General features: G+C 48.6%; 17 protein-coding genes. 16 read left to right on the top strand and 1 reads right to left on the bottom strand.

Annotated features, from left to right (window positions below):
* Positions 1 to 219: 219 nt before the first annotated feature.
* From radA to pssA, 3 genes are all read left to right on the top strand, one after another.
* Entirely contained in the window at positions 220 to 1,587 is a 1,368-nt protein-coding gene (radA, locus tag F4V51_RS25755) for a DNA repair protein RadA (protein WP_095293438.1), read from the top strand.
* A 13-nt stretch (positions 1,588 to 1,600) separates the two neighbouring features.
* Complete coding sequence (disA, locus tag F4V51_RS25750) at positions 1,601 to 2,677, top strand: DNA integrity scanning diadenylate cyclase DisA (RefSeq protein ID WP_127540919.1); 1,077 nt, start codon at positions 1,601 to 1,603, stop codon at positions 2,675 to 2,677.
* Positions 2,678 to 2,738: 61 nt separating this feature from the next.
* Positions 2,739 to 3,470: a CDP-diacylglycerol--serine O-phosphatidyltransferase gene (gene pssA / locus F4V51_RS25745; RefSeq protein ID WP_153980070.1), complete on the top strand. Its 732-nt coding sequence runs from the start codon at positions 2,739 to 2,741 to the stop codon at positions 3,468 to 3,470.
* Positions 3,471 to 3,603: 133 nt separating this feature from the next.
* Here the strand turns inward: pssA and F4V51_RS25740 are convergent, their stop codons facing one another.
* A complete protein-coding gene (locus F4V51_RS25740) occupies positions 3,604 to 3,999 on the bottom strand; it encodes a nucleoside triphosphate pyrophosphohydrolase family protein (protein ID WP_095293446.1) in 396 nt (131 codons plus the stop codon).
* Between the two features lie 174 nt (positions 4,000 to 4,173).
* Between F4V51_RS25740 and F4V51_RS25735 the strand changes: the two genes are divergently transcribed.
* From F4V51_RS25735 to nusG, 13 genes are all read left to right on the top strand, one after another.
* Positions 4,174 to 5,259, top strand: coding sequence for a PIN/TRAM domain-containing protein (locus tag F4V51_RS25735; RefSeq protein WP_153980069.1), 1,086 nt, complete (start codon positions 4,174 to 4,176; stop codon positions 5,257 to 5,259).
* Between the two features lie 101 nt (positions 5,260 to 5,360).
* Positions 5,361 to 6,053, top strand: a complete 693-nt coding sequence (ispD, locus tag F4V51_RS25730; RefSeq protein ID WP_153980068.1) for a 2-C-methyl-D-erythritol 4-phosphate cytidylyltransferase — start codon at positions 5,361 to 5,363, stop codon at positions 6,051 to 6,053.
* The gene (gene ispF / locus F4V51_RS25725) at positions 6,050 to 6,526 is read left to right on the top strand and encodes a 2-C-methyl-D-erythritol 2,4-cyclodiphosphate synthase (protein WP_153980067.1); all 477 of its coding nucleotides are present in this window, start codon (positions 6,050 to 6,052) and stop codon (positions 6,524 to 6,526) included. Before ispD ends, ispF begins: the two co-directional genes overlap by 4 nt.
* 36 nt (positions 6,527 to 6,562) lie before the next feature.
* Complete coding sequence (gltX, locus tag F4V51_RS25720) at positions 6,563 to 8,026, top strand: glutamate--tRNA ligase (RefSeq protein WP_153980066.1); 1,464 nt, start codon at positions 6,563 to 6,565, stop codon at positions 8,024 to 8,026.
* Between the two features lie 597 nt (positions 8,027 to 8,623).
* On the top strand, positions 8,624 to 9,292 hold the full coding sequence (gene cysE / locus F4V51_RS25715; RefSeq protein WP_153980065.1) for a serine O-acetyltransferase: 669 nt from the start codon (positions 8,624 to 8,626) through the stop codon (positions 9,290 to 9,292).
* A 27-nt stretch (positions 9,293 to 9,319) separates the two neighbouring features.
* Positions 9,320 to 10,720: a cysteine--tRNA ligase gene (gene cysS / locus F4V51_RS25710; RefSeq protein ID WP_153980064.1), complete on the top strand. Its 1,401-nt coding sequence runs from the start codon at positions 9,320 to 9,322 to the stop codon at positions 10,718 to 10,720.
* Complete coding sequence (locus F4V51_RS25705) at positions 10,717 to 11,241, top strand: Mini-ribonuclease 3 (RefSeq protein ID WP_153980063.1); 525 nt, start codon at positions 10,717 to 10,719, stop codon at positions 11,239 to 11,241. Before cysS ends, F4V51_RS25705 begins: the two co-directional genes overlap by 4 nt.
* Before the next feature lie 79 nt (positions 11,242 to 11,320).
* Positions 11,321 to 12,067: a 23S rRNA (guanosine(2251)-2'-O)-methyltransferase RlmB gene (gene rlmB / locus F4V51_RS25700; RefSeq protein WP_095293430.1), complete on the top strand. Its 747-nt coding sequence runs from the start codon at positions 11,321 to 11,323 to the stop codon at positions 12,065 to 12,067.
* A 5-nt stretch (positions 12,068 to 12,072) separates the two neighbouring features.
* Complete coding sequence (locus F4V51_RS25695) at positions 12,073 to 12,594, top strand: NYN domain-containing protein (protein ID WP_095293429.1); 522 nt, start codon at positions 12,073 to 12,075, stop codon at positions 12,592 to 12,594.
* 170 nt (positions 12,595 to 12,764) lie between these two features.
* Entirely contained in the window at positions 12,765 to 13,409 is a 645-nt protein-coding gene (gene sigH, locus F4V51_RS25690; protein ID WP_024633601.1) for an RNA polymerase sporulation sigma factor SigH, read from the top strand.
* A 304-nt stretch (positions 13,410 to 13,713) separates the two neighbouring features.
* Positions 13,714 to 13,863 (top strand): 50S ribosomal protein L33, encoded by a 150-nt coding sequence (gene rpmG, locus F4V51_RS25685; protein WP_072735843.1) that lies wholly within the window; start codon positions 13,714 to 13,716, stop codon positions 13,861 to 13,863.
* Between the two features lie 21 nt (positions 13,864 to 13,884).
* Positions 13,885 to 14,076: a preprotein translocase subunit SecE gene (gene secE, locus F4V51_RS25680; RefSeq protein ID WP_024633600.1), complete on the top strand. Its 192-nt coding sequence runs from the start codon at positions 13,885 to 13,887 to the stop codon at positions 14,074 to 14,076.
* A 22-nt stretch (positions 14,077 to 14,098) separates the two neighbouring features.
* Positions 14,099 to 14,632, top strand: a complete 534-nt coding sequence (nusG, locus tag F4V51_RS25675) for a transcription termination/antitermination protein NusG (RefSeq protein ID WP_056697652.1) — start codon at positions 14,099 to 14,101, stop codon at positions 14,630 to 14,632.
* Positions 14,633 to 14,687: the final 55 nt, after the last annotated feature.

The following is a 14,687-nucleotide window of genomic DNA, read 5'->3' as shown; positions in this document are numbered from 1 at the left end:
TCAAACCTGAGAAATGGTTTATGATCCTTTCCGGCTTCGGCCGGAGAGGATTTTTTATTTTATTGTTGTCCAAGGAACATGTGTAAAGTTTACGATAATCCTTTACGAAAAATCTCAAACAATGGTAAACTTTTATTAACCCTGCACGTCAGAAATTCAGGGCAAAATTCGTCGAAAAATGCAAAATGCTGTTATAAAATAAATCCTAGGAGTGCTGAAGTGGCCAAAGTTAAAACCAAGTTTCAATGTACGGAATGTGGTTATGAAGCCCCCAAGTGGTACGGCAAATGTCCGGGGTGTCAGTCATGGAATTCCATGGTGGAAGAAACGGAAACGGTTGTCAAAACACAAGGGAGAAATTCCCCCCTCTTTGACAGTAAAGATAAACCGCTTCCCATCATAGATATAGATAGCGGTCAGGAACCGCGTGTGCAGACTGGAATTGGAGAGCTGAACCGGGTATTGGGTGGAGGAATTGTTCCGGGTTCTCTCGTGCTGGTAGGCGGAGATCCGGGAATCGGAAAATCAACGCTGATGCTGCAAACCTCGCATGCTCTAACGCATTCGGGTTTGCGCGTGTTATATGTTTCGGGTGAGGAATCGGTGAAACAGACCAAATTGCGGGCTGACCGTCTGGATGCACTCTCTCCTGAACTGTATGTGCTGTGTGAAACGAATATGGAACGTGTAGAGGAAGCGGTGGAGCAGATCCAGCCGCATTTTCTTGTCATCGACTCTATTCAGACGGTATATCTCCCAGAAGTCACCAGTGCACCCGGCAGCGTAGCACAGGTAAGGGAATGTACTTCTCGGTTTATGCGGATTGCGAAAGGCCGAGGCATTGCAACCGTGCTTGTGGGGCATGTTACGAAAGAAGGAGCTATCGCTGGTCCGCGTATGCTGGAACATATGGTGGACTGTGTTCTTTATTTTGAAGGGGAACGTCATCATACGTATAGACTGTTACGTGCGGTTAAAAACCGTTTCGGTTCAACCAATGAAATTGGTATTTTCGAAATGGGCGAAGATGGCTTGCGTGAAGTGGGCAATCCTTCCGAACTTTTTTTGTCGGAACGACCGCTCGGTGTAGCGGGTTCTACGGTAGTTGCAAGTATGGAAGGCACTAGACCGATGCTGGTTGAGCTGCAGGCGCTCATCTCTGCGACACATTTCCCGTCTCCCCGCCGTATGGCAACAGGGATAGATCATCACAGGCTGAACCTGATTATTGCCGTGCTTGAGAAGCGGATGGGCATGTTTTTGCAAACGCAGGATGCGTACCTGAATGTAGCTGGGGGAGTTCGGCTCGATGAACCGGCGGTGGATTTGGCGGTTGCCGTCAGCATAGCATCCAGTCTGAGGGATGTGCCGACCAAGCCAGATGACGTAATATTTGGCGAAATTGGTTTGACAGGTGAGGTTCGGGCCGTATCACGGGCTGAACAACGTGTGAAGGAAGCCGAGAAGCTGGGCTTCAAACGAGTCATTTTACCGGAGAAAAGCTTAAAGGGCTGGAAACATCCTCGCGGGATACAATTGATCGGTGTGAATACCGTGGCAGATGCACTAGCGGTTGCTTTAGATTAGGGGGCATAACAAGATGAAAGATTCGAGCCAACTGGATAATATGAATGAATTGTTGAGGCTGATCGCACCAGGTACACCTTTCCGCGAAGGTCTGGAGAACGTGCTGCGCGCCAAGACGGGGGCACTGCTTGTTGTAGGATACAGCCCTGAAGTAATGGAAGTGGTCGACGGGGGGTTCTCGATCAATTGCGATTTCTCCCCCAACTATCTATATGAACTCGCCAAGATGGACGGTGCCATCATTCTTAGCGAGGACCTGAAGCGTATTCTGTATGCCAACACCCAGCTTATTCCGGATTCCTCCATCTCTTCCTCTGAGACAGGGATCCGTCACCGGACAGCAGAACGTGTAGCCAAGCAAACAGGCAAATTAGTCGTATCCATCTCGCAGCGCCGGAATATTATTACCTTATATCAGGGAACGCTTAGATATTCGCTCAAGGAAATTGGCGTTATTCTGACGAAGGCTAACCAGGCGATTCAAACGCTGGAGAAGTACAAAGCTGTACTTACCCAATCCCTTACGAATCTAAGTGCCTCGGAGTTCGAAGAACTTGTCACTATTCCTGAAGTGGTAAATGTCATTCAACGTACGGAAATGGTGATGCGCATCAAAACGGAAATCAAGCGCTACATCCATGAACTTGGGAATGAAGGACGATTGATCTCCATGCAAATGGAGGAATTGGTTGGAACAACGGAAGAAGAAGCGTGGTTACTGTACAAGGACTATGCACGAGATGATAGCGACGAGAAAATTCGGGAAATTATCGTGGGCCTCAAACGCCTGTCGGATGATGAATTGCTGGATGCACATCACATCGTCCGTCTGCTCGGCTATCCTTCATCGGCTGCTACATCGGAAGATTCGGTTGCACCACGCGGATATCGGGTATTGAATAAGATACCACGTCTTCCCAATGTCATTATTCATAACCTGGTGGACCAATTTGAACAATTGCCGCATGTGATTATGGCAACGATTGAAGAGCTGGATGAAGTCGACGGTATTGGTGAGGTACGCGCCCGGACCATTAAGGAAGGGCTGAAGCGTCTGCAGGAGCAAATGTTTATCGACAGACAAATGTAATCCAGAGCTATCAGTATAGGTTTGCCTATAACGGCCCTGAAGATGATGAGGTGAAACAACAATGTTAACCAGATTCATTCCGAACCTCTTTACCTTGGGTAATCTGTTTCTTGGAATGATGGCGATACTGCTTGCAATTGATGGGAATTACAGCCTGGCTGCAATTATGGTGATCGTGGCGATGCTGCTGGATGGGTTGGATGGCCGGGTAGCGCGTGCACTCAATGCCCAAAGTGAATTTGGCAAGGAGCTAGACTCCCTGTCTGACATGGTTTCGTTTGGTGCAGCCCCGGCACTCATTATGTTTATGGTTTCCTTTCAGGATGCATCACCGGTTCTCGCCTGGATCGCTACGGCAAGCTTCCCCATTTGCGGAGCCATTCGGCTGGCACGCTTTAATGTAAGACCGGGAATTCCCGGGTACTTTACCGGCCTGCCCATTCCGGCAGCTGGAGGTGTGCTTGCAACGCTGACGTTGTTTAACAAGGATATTGGTCCCGTGAGCATGATGATAGCTGCATTGTTATTATCCTATCTGATGGTCAGCTCGCTTAAATATCCGAATTTCAAAAAGGTCGGTCTGCCGCGAAAAGCGATCTGGATCGCTCCTTGGGTGATTGTATTTGCTGTAGCGGTTGCTGTCATTTTCCCGGAACAGTTGTCGAAGCTGATCTTTATTCCACTGGTGCTGTACGCTCTATATGGAATGAAGCATAATATGCGGATGGCAGCCTCCCGCAACAGGGCGAAGAAGCGCAAGGAAGAGAAGTCTTCTCGTCCTTCCGATCGGTAATGGTTTACGGATTGGCATACTGCCTTGGATGAATAAGAAAAAGCACGCATTCTCCTTCAGGAGCATACGTGCTTTTTTTTGTTGATTCGAATCTATACGGTACCTACTCTTGTACGGCAACTTCGCCAATCATTTACGACAAATTGAACATCCCTAACGTCGAACATTTCTGTGATTCGTGATTCACGACTTCTTCCATGTTGATATCCAGCAGATTGCAGAGAGCTGACATATAAAACAGGTTCCGCCCCAGTTCGGAGCTGATGACCTCTTTGCAATTCTCGCACAATTCACCTTCCACATGCGTTTCCAGCAGGCCCTTGGTTTGAGCAATACCGCTCTCGGGGGCATATTTCTGCTTGGTGGCGTGCAGCTCAATGCAGCCGCATTCGGTAATGGCCTTGGACACGGCACGGTTGACAGAAGCTCCGGCTTGTCCTGTTTTGGACAGTACGTCAATCAGACTGCGATGACGCAGCAACAGCTCGGAAACCTGATCCTGAAAAGCCTGTAAACTTAGCGTACTCATTTTGCTACTCACCTCGGGATATGAATTGAATTCATTATATGCCAATAATTTACCTTCTTTCAACTGACGATTGCAAACATTTCCAAAAAGTTCTTGCAACCGGGATTAGCAATCCAACAATTGGATCATACTGGATATGAAGATGAAGGACAATTAAAGGAGGTGCAGGGACATATGTGGAAAAAAGGCATTTTAACTTTTACAGGATTGTGCGGTGCATGGTTTGGCTACACGGCATATCATCTGGCAGGAAAATCCGTCCCGTGGATGGCTGAATGGATTCAGTCAGCAGGGCTGCTGGGGGCAGGAGTAGCAACGGCACTGGGTGCTGTATTGTTTATGGCTGTATGTAATATTGGTGGAACCTTGCTGGCAAGCAGGCTGCAAAATGGGATTGATGCTTTGGCTAAAGTACCGATGAACGAACTGGCTGCTGGTGCAGCAGGTACTGTTGCAGGGTTACTGGTGGCCTTGCTGCTCTATCCATGCCTGACTTGGCTGGGAACAGCAGGAGAGGTGCTTCAGGTGGCTCTGACGGCCGTAAGCGGTTATTCGGGGTACATGTTAGCCATGGCGAAGAAAGACGACCTCGCTGCATTCTGGATGTCTGGGCGATGGGGTCATCCCGAGCTGGATGAAGACAGACGGATGGAAGAACACAAGATTTTGGATACCAGTGTCATTATTGATGGCCGTATCGCAGATATATGCAAGACCGGGTTTATCGAAGGTACAATCGTGATTCCGGAATTCGTCCTGGAAGAACTTCAACATATTGCAGATTCCTCGGATCTGCTGAAGCGAAACAGAGGACGGCGTGGACTCGACATTTTGAATAAAATCCAGAAAGAACTCGACGTGAAGGTTCTCATTTACGAAGGGGATTTCGAAGAAATATCGGAAGTGGACAGCAAGCTGGTCAAACTGGCCAAAGTGCTTCAGGGCAAGGTGGTTACCAATGACTTCAACCTGAACAAGGTTTGCGAGCTCCAGGGTGTATCTGTACTGAACATCAATGATCTGGCGAATGCGGTTAAGCCTGTGGTGCTGCCTGGTGAAGAGATCATGGTGCAGATCATCAAGGATGGCAAGGAGCATGGCCAAGGTGTAGCTTATCTGGATGACGGTACGATGATTGTCGTGGAAGGCGGACGCGAGTATATCGGCATGATGATGGAAGTGCTGGTGACCAGTGTGCTGCAGACCTCCGCGGGACGAATGATTTTTGCCAAGCCTAAACTGTTGGAAAAAGCCCAATAAAGGGGTATGATGGGTAGTGTATCGTTCACCGATATTTATATCGCTTGAAGATATTCAGTATCGTAGAACGATAAACTGACAGACAAGGCAGGGATTACGGCATGGATAAAGGGTGGGGTGTCGTCATTGTGGCAGCAGGTCGGGGAACCCGAATGGGAACAACCGAGAGCAAGCAGTTTCTGCTGCTGCAGGACAAGCCCGTTTTCATACATACGCTTGAAGTGTTTGCCGCTCTGGACGAGATCAGCGAGATTGTGCTGGTAACCGGAGCCGCAGATGTTGAACGCTGCCTGGATTGGGTAAAAGAATACCGACTGGAGTCGCGTGTCCGTGTCATCCCCGGAGGGAAAGAGAGACAGCATTCTGTTCAAGAAGGCCTGAAGGCCTTACAGACGGAGTGGGTTCTCGTTCACGACGGGGTACGTCCTTTTGTTGACCGTAAGCAGATTACAGGTTGCATGGAGGCCGCGATGTCGGGGGGAGCCGCTGTACTGGCCGTTCCCGTGAAAGATACGATTAAACAAGTGAATGCGGAGGGAATCGTTACGGCGACGCCTGACCGCAGCAGTCTGTGGAGTATTCAAACCCCGCAGGCTTTTCGTCTTTCTTCACTGCTGCTTGCTTACGAGTCGGCCGCAAGGGACGGATTTCTGGGGACGGATGACGCCATGCTGGCTGAGCGCCAGGGGATGTCCGTCCAGGTTGTGGAAGGAAGTTATACCAACATCAAATTAACGACGCCGGAAGATTTGGAATATGCCGCGTTTTTGCTTGGGGGAGAGAAGAAGCGATGATACGTGTAGGACAGGGATTTGATGTACACCAGTTGGTAGAGGGACGTCCGTGCATCATTGGCGGGGTAACGATTCCTTATGAAAAAGGACTGCTTGGTCACTCGGATGCAGATGTGCTGCTGCATGCCATCAGTGATGCCATTCTGGGTGCACTTGCACTTGGGGACATTGGCAAACACTTTCCGGACACCGATCCGGAGTTTAAGGACGCGGATAGCCTCAAACTGCTGGAGCATGTATGGCAGCTCGTGAAAGAGCGCGGATATCGTTTGGGCAACATCGATTCCACCATTATTGCGCAGAAACCGAAAATGGCACCTTACATTCCACAGATGGCCGAGGTTATTGCCAAGGCTCTGGAAGCGGATGTTGATCAGGTCAATGTCAAGGCAACGACTACGGAGCAGCTCGGATTCCCTGGACGGGGAGAGGGGATTGCGGCCCAATCGGTTGTTTGCCTTGTTCGTGTGTGATATTATCAACCAACTAGTATACGGAGGGGATATTTTATGAGCACAGAAGTTCGTGTGCGTTACGCGCCGAGTCCAACGGGACACCTGCATATCGGGAATGCCCGTACGGCGCTCTTTAACTACTTGTATGCCAAGCATAATAACGGGAAATTTATCATTCGTATTGAGGATACTGACGTAAAACGGAACATTGCGGGTGGCGAGGAAAGCCAGCTTAAATATTTGAAATGGCTCGGAATCGAGTGGGATGAGAGCATTGATGTAGGCGGGGAATACGGACCTTATCGTCAGACAGAACGTTTGGATATTTACCGCAAATACACCCAGGAGCTTCTGGACAAAGGTCTGGCTTACCGCTGCTTCTGCACGGAAGAAGAGCTTGAGCAAGAGCGCGAGGAGCAAACGGCTCGTGGAGAAACGCCGCGTTATTCGGGCAAACACCGGGACCTGACGCCAGAGCAGATCAGTGCTTTTGAAGCGGAAGGCCGCATTTCGAGCATTCGTTTCCGTGTACCGGAAGAGCGCATATATACGTTTGATGACATGGTTAAAGGCACCATTTCGTTTAACAGCAAAGAGTCCGGGGACTTCGTCATTGTGAAAAAAGACGGCATTCCCACATACAACTATGCTGTTGCAGTGGATGATCACCTGATGAAAATCTCCCACGTTCTCCGCGGGGAAGATCACATCTCCAACACGCCGCGTCAGCTGATGATCTATGAAGCGCTCGGCTGGGAGCCGCCGCAATTCGGTCATATGACCCTGATTGTGAATGAAAATCACAAGAAGCTGAGTAAACGGGACGAATCCGTCATTCAGTTTATCGAACAATATGATCAGCTCGGCTACTTGCCAGAGGCGATGTTCAACTTCATCTCCCTGCTTGGCTGGTCGCCGGAAGGGGAAGAAGAGATCTTCTCGCAGGAACAGTTGATCTCTATCTTTGATACCAAACGTTTGTCTAAGAGCCCGGCTGTATTTGATACGCATAAGCTGGCACACTTGAACAATCACTATATTAAACATGCAGACCCGGATCGTATTGCTGAAATGGCAATTCCGCATCTGCAAAAGGCAGGACGCATCGCAGCTGAGCTGTCACCTGAGCAGAAGGAATGGGCGTATACACTCGTTCATCTGTACCAGGAGCAAATGACTGCAGCCTCCGACATTGTGGAACTGTCCGAAGTATTCTTCCGCTCCCATCTGGAGCTGGATGCAGAAGCGACCGCCGTACTTGGAGAAGAGCAGGTGCCAACAGTTCTGAAGGCCTTTGCCGATAAAGTTCAGGCGAGTGAAGAGTTTACCCCAAGTAAAATGGCCGCATTGATTAAGGAAGTACAGAAGGAAACCGGATTTAAAGGCAAGCAGCTCTTTATGCCTATTCGTGTAGCACTGACTGGACAGACCCATGGACGTGACCTGAATCAGACGATTGTACTGCTCGGCCGGGATACGGTTGTTGAGCGTCTGCATGCACAGGTGAAAGGCGCGTAATCCAGGAACGCTGTAGATCCTGGTACTGCCGCGGGTGAGGGTCGGTATCGCCTAGGATGAAGTTATTGCAAGGTTGTTGTCAGTCCAGTACCTTTTCGCTATAATAGCAACACAAAGGTTAAATGACATGTTTCAGCATTCATCATAGAACAGCAAAGACCGGGAGGAGTAAACCGAACCGGACAGTTCCAGAGAGGATGGTCCCGCAGCGAAGAATGAATTTCTTTGGCTGCGGTGGCTGAGAACCATCCACTGTCCGTCGGTCGAAATGCGCCCGTGAGCTGCATAGCCGAATCCGGCCCCGCCTCTTGTACATGTGGGAGAGGAAAACGTCAGGATAGGTTGTGACGGTTGGTTTCCGTTACCGAACCGCTTGAGGGTTTATTCTTATTTGTCGGAAGAGGTGGCAGCCATTCGCTGACTGTCTAATTCTGATACGTAAGTTTGAGCCGAGCAGAGTGGGACCGCGATTAACGCCTCTGCAGCATTATGCTGCAGAGGCGTTTTTTGTTTGGGGCGAGTCAGCAGTACACTACCAAGAGGGCTGCGCCGTCCGGTATGCCGGAGGACGAAGACCTGAACAAGAGGGGAACGAGCATGTTCAAGAAGATCAGATCAGATATCCAGGCGGTGTTTGAAAACGATCCGGCTGCCCGGGGATGGTTCGAGGTTGTATTTACCTATTCGGGGCTGCATGCCATATGGGCTCACCGGATCGCGCACTTTTTCTATAAACGGAACTGGTTCTCGGTTGCCCGGTTCATCTCGCAGATCAGCCGTTTTATGACAGGAATCGAGATTCACCCTGGAGCGACCATAGGAAATCGGCTGTTTATTGACCATGGAATGGGTGTAGTTATTGGTGAAACCTGTGAGATAGGCGATGATGTTGTTATTTACCAGGGGGTTACACTTGGCGGAACAGGGAAAGAAAAAGGAAAGAGACACCCGACGATTGGCAATAATGTGGTTATCTCATCGGGAGCCAAAGTGCTCGGTTCATTCAGCGTTGGTGATCAATGTAACATTGGAGCCAACTCGGTCGTATTGAAAGAAGTACCATCCAACAGTACGGTTGTAGGCATACCGGGGAGAATCGTCAAGCAGGACGGACGCCGGGTGGATCGTCTGAATCAGCAGCTGCCCGATCCGGTCATTGACTCTCTGCGCAGTATGCAGCAAGAGATCGAACGATTGCGTGAAGAAGTGCGTACACTACAGGATAGCCGTAAGAATGAGACTTCACGTGATACAATAAATAAATAGGGAAGTATGGATGAAAGGAAAGTGACCATGACGCTTCAAATTTACAATACGATGAGTCGTACCAAAGAGAATTTCGTTCCCCAAGAACCGGGGAAGGTAAAAATGTATGTGTGCGGACCGACAGTGTATGATTACATTCATATCGGGAATGCACGACCGGTTATTTTTTTCGACACCGTTCGCGGCTACTTGGAACAGACAGGACATGAAGTAAACTACGTTGTAAACTTCACGGATGTTGATGATAAATTGATTCGCAAAGCCGAACAGCTGGGTACTGACGTTCCTCATGTTGCAGAGAAGTTTATTGCTGCGTACTACGAGGATCTTGAGGGATTGGGGATTCCCAAAGCCAGCAGCAATCCGAGAGTTACGGAGAATATGCCGCTTATTATCGATTTTATCCGTGAGTTGGTTGAAAAGGGCATTGCTTATGAAAATGGTGGGGACGTATATTACCGCACAGGCAAATTCGAAGAGTACGGCAAGCTGTCGAAGCAGAATCTGCAGGAATTGCAGTTCGGTATCCGGATTGGTGTAGATGAGCGCAAAGAACATCCCGAGGATTTCGTGCTCTGGAAAGCAGCTAAACCAGGTGAGATCTACTGGTCCAGTCCTTGGGGCAATGGTCGTCCGGGCTGGCATATCGAATGCTCTGCTATGGCGCGTGAATACCTGGGAGATACGCTCGATATCCATGGAGGTGGACAGGATCTGCAGTTCCCTCACCATGAGTGCGAATGTGCACAATCCGAGGTGCTGACGGGCAAACCGCTCGCCAACTACTGGATGCATAACGGATTTATTCGCATCGATAACGAAAAAATGTCGAAATCACTCGGTAACGGAGTGCTTGTAAAAGACCTTCGAACCCAGTACAAACGTGAAGCCATTCGTTATTTCATGCTGTCGACACATTACCGCAATCCGTTGAACTTTACCGAAGATACAATGGAGCAAGCGCAAAACAGTGTAGATCGTATCGCGAATGCCGTTGGCAATCTGAAGCATCGTTTGCAGGCAGTAACGGTAGATCAGGATATTACAGCGGAGTTCGCTGCTAAACTGGAGCAGATTCGCCAGCAGTATCACGAGAAAATGCAGGATGATTTCAATACTCCGGATGCCATTACAGCATTGTTCGAATGGGCTGCGGAAGCAAACCAGCTGCTGCAAAAGGAAGTCGTAAACGCTGCAGAAATTCGTGCATTGCTTGAGCTGTTTGGTGAGTTGAATGCAGTGCTTCGCATTTATACGGAAGCAGAGCTGGAGCTCCTGGATGAAGAGATTGAACGCCTGATTGAAGAGCGTACGGAAGCTCGCAAGTCCAAGAACTGGGCACGGGCTGATGAAATCAGAGACGAATTGTCAGCGCAGGGCATCCTGCTTGAAGATACGGCTCAAGGGATGAGATGGCGGCGCAAATGAACGAGGACCAGTTGAAAAATCTGTCTGATTCTGTCGAACATTCGGAGCAGGGGGAACGGCCTGCTGAAGAGCAGACAGAGGCTGTGGCACAGGGAGGGTGGTTTCCGTACCCGCCTTCCCGGCCTGCAAGATTGATTCCTCCGATTGCACTCGCCTATATCGGTGATGCAGTATATGAGGTGGCGGTAAGGCAGTATCTGTTGTCCAAAGCCAATATGCGTCCGAATCACTTGCATCGCAGTGCGACGGGTCTGGTATCAGCCAAGGCACAGAGTCGAATCCTCACAGGGATCGAGGAACAATTGACCGAAGAAGAGCGCGACGTTGTAAGACAGGGGCGGAATGCCAAGTCGGGCAGTATCCCCAAGAATGCCGATGTGCTGGAATACAGACATGCCACTGCTCTAGAGTGCCTTGTGGGTTACCTGTACAGTAGTGGTCGGCATGAGCGCATGATCCAACTGATTACGCAGGGAATTGAGCATGCAGAGAAACAGTCACCTCCACCAAACAAAAAATAAAAATAATAACTTAGTCGTTCCTGTTGTACAAGCCAATCAGGAGGTATATGCAGGACGTAATAGAGAGGACCGAAGCAATATGGAAGAAGAATGGATTGCTGGTAAGCACTCCGTGACGGAGGCGCTGCGTTCAGGACGCACCATCAACAAAATATGGATCGCTGATACAGCACAGAAACACTTGACCCAACCAATTATCGCGGAAGCCAAAAAACTCGGTATCGTAATTCAGCATGTGGACAAGCGCAAGTTGGATCAAACCGTGCCGGGCATTCAGCATCAGGGTGTTGTGGCGCAAGCGGCCCCTTATGCTTATGCTGAGGTAGAGGATATTTTGGAAGCGGCAAAATCGAAGAATGAGCATCCGTTTTTGATTTTGCTGGACGAAATTGAAGATCCGCATAACCTGGGTTCCATCCTGCGGACAGCTGACTGCACGGGGGCTCACGGTGTTATTGTCCCTAAGCGGCGTTCAGCATCAGTGACTGCAACGGTGTCCAAAACTTCTGCAGGTGCAGCTGAATATGTACCGGTTGCTAGGGTTAGCAACCTGGCACAGACGATTGATCGTCTCAAGGAAGAGGGCGTGTGGGTTGTGGGTACGGATGTAACTGCACGTGAGCCGGTGTTTGGCAATGGTGTATTCACAGGACCGGTAGCCCTGGTTATCGGGAACGAAAACAAAGGGATGGGCCGACTGATTCGTGAGAAGTGTGATGTACTGGTCAAATTGCCGATGCAGGGACAGATTAACTCCCTGAATGCTTCCGTGGCGGCGGGTGTTGTCATGTACGAAGTGCTTCGTTCGCGCCAAGCACAGGGATAGATGGTATGGCTGATTCCCGGGATGTGCTTCTGGTAGACGGGTATAACATGATTGGTGACTGGCCGGAACTGTCCAGACTGGCAGAGAGTGGGCTCGAGGAGGCGCGGAATCGTCTTCTCTTCCGTCTTGCCGACTATCAGGCGTTCTCCGGTCGCAAGGTCATCGTTGTTTTTGATGCCTATCTCGTACCCGGACTTGGTAAAACATACACACAGAGCAAGGTGCAGATCTATTTTACCAAGGAAAAAGAGACGGCTGACGAATGCATTGAGAGACTCGTACGGGAACTAAGCTCGCGGAGACGCCAAATCTATGTAGCCACAAGCGATATGGTAGAACAGCATGTCATTTTCGGACAGGGAGCATTACGTGTATCTGCCAGAGAACTGCTGATCGAAGTGGAGCAGAATGAGAAAGAATTGCAGAAACGTCTGGAGGAGGACCAGGCCAAGTCCACACGTAATACATTGGGAGCCAAGCTTAGCCCGGATGTGTTGAAGCAATTTGAGCGCTGGCGGCGTGAATAGGGGGCTGTTTTACAAATATTTCAATTTTGAAAGTCTTGACAATTATGTTATTTATGATCTTTTTTAGGGATAGCGTGGTTGACGGTGTAAGGTGCCATCATATATACTGTTCGTATATTTCATAGAGTAGAGTAACGGTGTACCTTGCGTTGCAGCCGGAGGGATTGTCTGTGAGTGTCGACCTCAAAGATATCATGTTATCAAAGTATGATTACCAAAGTGACGAAGACATTGTCGAAGCGGTCCGTGAAGGTGAGAGCGAAGCGCTGGAGTTTTTGATTAACAAATATCGCAACTTTGTACGCGCCAAGGCAAGATCTTATTTTCTGATTGGGGCAGACCGGGAAGATATCATTCAGGAAGGAATGATTGGTCTCTACAAATCCATTCGGGATTTCAAGGGAGACAAGCTGGCTTCGTTCAAAGCTTTTGCCGAGCTGTGTATCACCAGACAGATTATTACGGCAATCAAGACGGCAACACGTCAGAAACATATTCCGCTTAATTCCTATGTATCGTTGGACAAGCCAATCTATGATGAAGAATCCGATCGTACGTTACTCGATGTGATTTGTGGAACCCAGGTCAGTGATCCGGAAGAGCTTATCATTAACCAGGAAGAGTTTGTAGGTCTGGAAGATAAGATGTCGGAGATTCTAAGTGACTTGGAACGAAAAGTATTGATGTTGTATCTGGACGGGAGATCTTATCAAGAGATTGCAGTAGATTTGGACCGACATGTGAAGTCCATTGATAATGCACTGCAGCGCGTGAAGCGCAAACTTGAAAAGTACCTGGAAGTTCGAGATAATTGAACAATGTTGCTATTGACGGAAAAGGCTCGGTGTTTGAGTCTTTTTTTGCTGCTCTAAGTTTATAAGTCAAAAGATTGATAATACTAGTAATCGCTTGGTCCAAGCAGGAGAAGAGAAAAATCAGAGACGCCCGAACTACACATTTTTTGAACGGAACTTTTACCAGTGATGAAAGGCTATTCTTTCATTGACATGGTTATACCCTTATGATAAAGTGTTTTAGGTAGGCCTAAATTCGCGGCTTTTTTTTAGGATCAATTTAGAGACTCTGCTTTAAAGTGGAAGTCTTCGGGAGGTGTACATCATGCGGGTAATTATTACTTTGGCTTGTACAAACTGCAAACAAAGAAATTACACTACGACAAAAAACAAGCGTAATCACCCCGACCGCATGGAGATGAAGAAATTTTGCAAGTTTTGTAACGAGCAGACTTCTCATCGCGAAACCAGATAGTTTTTGGGAGGTGTAGTCGGCGTGAAACGTAGTTTCAAATCTCTGATTTCCTTTTTCTCAGAAAGCTGGGCTGAACTTAAAAAAGTTCGCTGGCCTAATCGTAAAGAGCTGACCAACTACACATTGATCGTTCTTGGTACTGTTGTGGTTATGACGCTGTTTTTTTGGGTCGTTGATATCGGCATCTCCGCTGTGATCGAAGCGATTATTTAAGAAGGGTCCCAGGTGGCTTGATATGGAAAAAAGATGGTACGTCGTTCATACCTACTCAGGGTATGAGAATAAGGTCAAAGCCAATTTGGAAAAACGCGTAGAGTCCATGGGCATGGAAGACAAGATATTCCGCGTTCTTGTTCCTATGGAAGAAGAAGTGGTAAACAAGGACGGTAAGAAAAAGACCGTTATGCGTAAAGTTTACCCCGGCTATGTCTTGGTGGAAATGATCCAAACGGATGACTCTTGGTATGTTGTTCGCAATACACCGGGTGTTACGGGATTTGTCGGTTCGACAGGTTCCGGGTCCAAACCAACTGCTCTGTTGCCTGAAGAAGTGGAACAAATTCTGAAGCACATGGGTATGGTTGAGCCGAAGCCGAAAATTGAATTCGACATTAAGGAATCCGTACGAATTAAAGTTGGTCCTTTTGCGAATTTTGTGGGCTCCGTGGAAGAAATTTTGGTAGACAAAAGCAAGTTGAAAGTGCATGTGAACATGTTTGGACGGGAAACACCGCTTGAGTTGGAATATACGCAAGTGGAGAAGATATAGTCTCTTCAAGTTTCTTGTGGGAGGACCGAAAGGTTCGTTAACCACTATTTTGCAA

The sequence above is a fragment of the Paenibacillus xylanilyticus genome (assembly GCF_009664365.1).
Lineage (GTDB): Bacteria > Bacillota > Bacilli > Paenibacillales > Paenibacillaceae > Paenibacillus > Paenibacillus xylanilyticus_A.
This window is presented reverse-complemented; position numbering and strand designations above follow the sequence as displayed.